Origin of the sequence: Kitasatospora sp. NPDC056138, assembly GCF_042264695.1 — a bacterium.
Lineage (GTDB): Bacteria > Actinomycetota > Actinomycetes > Streptomycetales > Streptomycetaceae > Kitasatospora.
Genome location: NZ_JBHJVK010000146.1, coordinates 1 through 5375 on the forward strand (window position 1 = coordinate 1; position 5375 = coordinate 5375).

At 70.8% G+C, this 5375-nt stretch carries 5 protein-coding genes and 2 pseudogenes; 4 read left to right on the plus strand and 3 right to left on the minus strand.

Annotated elements, in window-relative coordinates:
* Positions 1-442 (plus strand): annotated as a pseudogene (locus ACFC1R_RS38515) (hypothetical protein); the annotation flags it as partial.
* A gap of 528 nt (positions 443-970) precedes the next feature.
* Positions 971-1276, plus strand: a pseudogene (locus ACFC1R_RS38520) (zinc ribbon domain-containing protein); the annotation flags it as partial.
* Positions 1277-1522: 246 nt separating this feature from the next.
* Here ACFC1R_RS38520 and ACFC1R_RS38525 read toward each other — a convergent pair.
* The 3 genes from ACFC1R_RS38525 to ACFC1R_RS38535 form a co-directional block, all read right to left on the minus strand.
* Positions 1523-2734 (minus strand): hypothetical protein, encoded by a 1212-nt coding sequence (locus ACFC1R_RS38525; RefSeq protein ID WP_375946386.1) that lies wholly within the window; start codon positions 2732-2734, stop codon positions 1523-1525.
* Positions 2735-2858: 124 nt separating this feature from the next.
* The gene (locus tag ACFC1R_RS38530; protein WP_375946387.1) at positions 2859-3107 is read right to left on the minus strand and encodes a type II toxin-antitoxin system RelE/ParE family toxin; all 249 of its coding nucleotides are present in this window, start codon (positions 3105-3107) and stop codon (positions 2859-2861) included.
* Positions 3104-3358, minus strand: coding sequence for a type II toxin-antitoxin system Phd/YefM family antitoxin (locus ACFC1R_RS38535; protein ID WP_375946388.1), 255 nt, complete (start codon positions 3356-3358; stop codon positions 3104-3106). The genes ACFC1R_RS38530 and ACFC1R_RS38535 overlap by 4 nt, the downstream gene beginning before the upstream one ends.
* Before the next feature lie 291 nt (positions 3359-3649).
* Between ACFC1R_RS38535 and ACFC1R_RS38540 the strand changes: the two genes are divergently transcribed.
* Positions 3650-4315, plus strand: coding sequence for a TnsA-like heteromeric transposase endonuclease subunit (locus ACFC1R_RS38540; RefSeq protein ID WP_375946389.1), 666 nt, complete (start codon positions 3650-3652; stop codon positions 4313-4315).
* Between the two features lie 41 nt (positions 4316-4356).
* On the plus strand, positions 4357-5373 hold the full coding sequence (locus tag ACFC1R_RS38545; RefSeq protein WP_375946390.1) for a hypothetical protein: 1017 nt from the start codon (positions 4357-4359) through the stop codon (positions 5371-5373).
* The last annotated feature ends 2 nt before the right edge of the window (positions 5374-5375 follow it).

A 5375-nucleotide genomic window follows, 5' to 3' on the forward strand; every position in this document is an offset into this window, starting at 1 on the left:
GATGCGCGGCAAGGAGTACCTGACCGCGGTGCGGGCCGAGGGCGACCTGCTGGTCGCCCACATCATGCACTTCGCCGACGAGGTCCGCGACCCCCACCGGGAGGTCGACGACCTGCCCGCCGCCGACACTATGGTCGGCGAGAAGGAGCTGAGCGCGGCGGAGCAGCTGATCGAGATGCTCGCGGTCGACTGGAATCCCGAGGAGTGGCACGACACCTTCGCCGACCAGATCCGCGAACTCATCGAGGCCAAGGCCACCGGCCAGGAGATCGCCGTCTCCCACCCCCTGACCTACAACAGCCCCTCAGTCGACACCCTGCTCGTCAGCGGGGTCTTCGACGGGCACTGGCTGAGCTTGCGGCTGCAAAAGGTCGAAACCTCGTCGTTCACCGTGATCAACCACCGGACACACTGGGTGAGCAACTATCCCGACAACCGGTAGCGCCGGCCCCGCACGTACTGACTGTGACGGCGCCAAGTTCGAGACCTGCGCATCCGTGGACCGCGCCCTGGGCCTGGCACTCCCCCGGGACATCGGCGCAGTCGGACAGCACCGCTGGAGGGAACAGCGGTGCCAGGCGCGAGGGCAACGCTTGCCGCAACTCAGGGCAAGCGGCCGGCCCGTCACGAAGCCCCGGCCGCCAGGCAGCTCGGCCCGCAGGGGAGATTGCCGGAATAGACACCGCTCACGGCCGGACGAGCGGAGGTTCCCCCACGCGTCAAGGCGCAAGCAGATCGCGGCCAGGCCCAGGTGCGGTCTCCAGTCACGCGCTGCTGACAACCGACCCGCTGGGGGCGACACTCATGGCCGGGGTCCTTCCCCAACGCCGCCCGGTACCTACCCACTGTGTGTAGTCGATTCCGGCGTGCTGACCAGCGCAACGGGAAGTGATCTTGATTTGCCAGAGAAAGATCACACGTTCACTGGTGCGAAGCCGCAGGTCAACGGATTGCGTCGGTTGGCCTGAACATGCCGGAGTACACGGCCGCCCGGTACGGGCGCACACTGGTGCGCATCGGCCGGTTCGAGCCCACCAGCCAGGGATGCTCTGCCTGCGGTGCCCTCGACGGGCCAAAGCCCCTCGCCATCCGGGAGTGGGTCTGCGGCGCCTGCGGCACGTCCCTTGACCGGGACATCAACGCCGCCATCAACATCAAGACGGCCGCTGGACTGGCGGCATCCGCCTGTGGAGCGCAGGTAAGACCAGGAGCAATCCCGGCACAGCGCTGTGAAACAGGAACCCATCCGGAGCTGGTGGCCACCCTCCCCGGGTGACCACCAGCAGACGGAGAATCCCCGGCGTTCACGCCGGGGAGGAGGTCAAGGTGCCCGGCATGACGCCTTCCAACGTGTGGGTCACCCTGCGCCCCTCCCCCACCGACGCGCCGGCCGCGGCCGCCGTCCGCGCCGACCAGATCATCAGCTGGCGGGTCCTCGACGTCAGCGACGGCGACTCCGCGACCGCAGTCAACGTCGACCTGCCCGCCGGTGGGAACGGGCTGGTGTGGGCGCTGCAGGTGTTCACCCACTCCAGCCGCTGGGCCACCGTCGTCTTCGGCCGCTCGGCGGACTTCTCTGACTGGGCGCCGGTCCTGGTCCTGGACGAGATCCATTCGCTCGGGCGGGCCCTCCGGCTACCCGGACCGCAGCGATATGCAGATCGTGACGGTGCTGGACGAGAGCACCGACAAGCCCGGCGACCTCGAGTTCGAGCTGCGCAACCGCCGAAAGTGGGAGTCGGCGCGGAGCAGTGGTCAGAAGGCCGGCGAGAAGGCGGGCCCGAACCTGAGCTGGTGAGCGGCGCCCGTCCGGCGCAGACGGTGCGGGCCCCGACGTTCCTGTCGAGGCCCGCACCCGTGGTGCCGACGGCCAGTCAGTCGTCCGACCAGCGCACCTGGACGTAGGCGACTGCGGCGAGGTGCTCGGACATGCCCCCGGGCTGCGCTCGTAGCCGCACACCAGGCACAGGCCCGGGCCCAGGTCCATGCCGTGGTCGTCCTGGCCGTACGCGCTGAAAGCCTCCAGCTCGCAGACCGGGCACTGGGCGAGTTCCACACCGCCCGGGTTGTGCTTGGGGTGGTAGCCGTCGTGCAGCCAGTCGGACTCGGCGGCGCGCCGGGCTGCCTCCTTCTCGCCGATCCGGGTGAGCAGCTGCAGGGCGGCCTGGGCGGAGCGCCGGTCGTCCTCGAAGATCCGGGTCCAGTTCCGGCTGCTCTGCTCCGCGCTGAGCGTGCCCAGGGCTGGGTGGGGGTCCAGATCGATCAGCGCGTCCACGTGTCGGCGCTCCAGGCGGGCCCCGTCGGCGCCGTCGCGCCCGTGGCGGACGTGCTGGGTGGGGGTCAGGCCGTCGCGGAGGGTCCCGACGGCGACGCGGACGTCCGCGCGCGGCGGCGTTTCGCCGGCCTCGGCCCACGGCCAGGGCGAGGTGCCCGCCAGCGCCTTGCACGGGTCCGGGTCGGGGATCACGTACACCTCGGCAGAGCCGTCGGCCTCGGCCAGCCCGGCTGCCTCGATCACCTTCAGTAGACCCGAGGCGGGCAGCACCCGGCCCCTGGCGTCCTTCTCCTTGCCGGGCCACTCGTGGGCGACGATCGCCACCAGGGCGTTGGTCAGCGCCGTGTCCCACAGCGACTCCGCGCCGGCAACCGCGTCCTCGGAGTCCAGCGGGGCGGTGCACTCGGCGTACTGCCGGGCGCGCCTGCGCTGCGCCGTCTCGTCAAGCTCCTCTTGCATCCGGTCATCATCCCCGGACCCGGCAGTCACCCCAACCGGCTTTCCGGACCGATGACCTCGGGAAACGGTGAGGGCCCCGGTCACCCGGGGCCCTGATGCCGTGCGCGACGAGGTGGACGGTGCGCTACACCCGCCCGAGGTGGAACACCGTGACGGTTACCGTCTGGTCGTGGACCTCGTACTGGACCCGGTAGAAGCCCACCTGGATACGGTAGATGCCGCTGTCCCCGACCGTGAAGGCGCCCGCCGGGCGAGGGTCCTCGGCGAGCAGGTCGACGGCCTGGAACACCTGCTGGACGCCCGCCCGGTCGCCGGCGGCGAACTTCTCCGCCACGGCCAGGGCCTCCGGTTCCCAGACCACCTCATAGCTCACGACGCCTCACCGAGGACGCGCCGCCGCGCTTCGTCGTGGGAAACCACCGGACCGGACCCCCCACGCGCCTTGCGCGCCAGGTACTCGGCGTTCACCCGGTGGTACTCGAGCTCTTCCAGCTCGGCCGGGCTGATGAGCACGGCCATGGTCTGGCCGCGGTCGGTGAGGGCGACGTGCTTCTGCTCGGCGCTGACCTGCCGAGCGAGGGCTCCGAGCTTGTTCCGGGCCTCAGTGATCGGGTAGGTATCCATGCACACAAGGCTACAGTAGTGCGCACTTCTGCGCAGTTCTCTGCGGCCGGCCTCGGCGGTCCCGGAGCCCGGCGGGGGTGTCCTGTCTCGATGAACATGGCGGAGTCTCGGTGAGCCTGGCCAGCAGCAGACCACTCGTCTCGGTGAAGTTGGCGAAGCTGGCGGACAGGGGGCTCTGCGTCTGATCATCGTGGGGGCGTGACGGTTGCTCGGAGTGTCGCCGGTGGGGCGCCAGCGGTGGTGCGGGGGTTCGAGGTCGCGTACGTCGACCGGGACGGTGGGGAACACCGCATGACGCTGGCTGACGCTGCCGGGGTGCGGTTCGAGGATGGACGGCCGGTTCGGTCGTTTCCCTCCTGGCGAGGGCAGCGCAACTATCCCGGACTGTGGTGGTCTTCGACGTCCGGCCGGCACGTCGGCTACGAGTCGTGGTTGGAGCGCGACCACGCGATGCTGCTGGACTTCGACCAGCAGGTCACCGGCTTCGCGTCGCAGCCGTTGTGGCTGTTCTGGCAGGAGAGCGGGAAGCGGAGGTCGCACGCGCCGGACTGGTTCGCCCGCCGCGCCGACGGCTCGGGGCTGGTGGTGGACTGCCGTCCGCTGGAGCGGATCAAGCCGCGGGACGCGGAGGCGTTCGCGGCGACGGAGCGGGCCTGCCGCGAGATCGGCTGGTCCTACCAGGTGGCTGGAGCCGTGGAGCCGGTCCTGTTGGCCAACATCCGGTGGCTGGCTGGCTATCGCCATCCCCGGCATGCCGTGAGCCGGTTCGTGGAGCCGCTTCTCGGCGTGTTCGTCCGGCCGACGCCGATCCGTCGGGCGGTGGAGCGGGTCGGCGATCCGATCGCGGTGCTGCCGGTGGTGTTCCACCTGCTGTGGCCCGGGGTGCTGGTCGCGGACTTGTCGGTGGTGCTCGGCGAGGCCGCGCTCGTCAGCGTGGCTGAGGAGGTCGGGCGGTGACGGGTCTGGCCCGGCCTGGTGTTCTGCGGCTGGGTGATCAGGTGCGATTCGACGGTGGAGAGCACACGGTGGTGGCGATCGAGGGCACGTCGGTGAGGCTGTTGGGCACGGAAGGTGCCTCGCGGGTGGTGCTGCTGCCGTTCCTGCTGGCGGACGAGGACTTTGCCCTGCTGGGGGCGGCCGGGCCTCTGCCGGTCTTGGCACCGACAGGGCTGCTGGAGGCCGCGTCGGCCGAGGCGCTCGCGCAGGCACGGTTCTGGGAACGCCATGTCGTCGAGATCGAGACCGGCCTGCCGCCGGACTCGCCGCCCGGGGCGGTTCCGCGGCCGGGCTACGACCCGACGACCACCACGCTGGCGGAGCGTCAGAGGACGAAGGTCGGGGAACTGGCGGCGGTCGGCCGGCCGGTCGGGGGACGCACGCTGCAGCGGATCCGCAGCCGCTACCGCGAGCAGGGCCTGCTCGGCCTGGTCGACCTGCGGACGATGCGTTCCTCCTCGCCGACCGGGCGGACCGATCCGCGGGTGGTCGAGGCACTGCTCCGGGCGATCGGCGAGGAGACCGAGGTGTCGACCGGCACCCGGGCGAGGCTGATGCGCCGGGTCGAGCGGGCCTTGGCCGACGAGTACGGCGAGGAGACGGTGCCGCTGCCGTCCCGGGCGGTGTTCTACCGCCTGGTCGACCGGCTCACGACCGGGCGGCACACCTTCGGGGCAGCCACGACCCGCCGGCAGAACGCGAACCGGCCCGCGGGCCCGTTCACACCGAGCGCCGCGGCCCGGCCGGGAGAGCAGGTGCAGATCGACACCACGAAGCTGGACGTCCTGGTGGTCCTCGACGACGGAAGCACCGGACGCCCGGAGCTGACGATCGCCGTCGACATGGCGACGCGCACAATCTGCGCGGCCGTCCTGCGGCCGGAGAGCACCAAAGCGGTGGACGCCGCCCTGCTGCTGGCGCGGATGCTAGGGAGCGTATTTGATCGCGATCAAGGAGTGGTCCTGCTGAGGTCTTTGATCCAGATCATTGCGCCGCGTAGGTGGAGGCCGGCGAGGTAGCT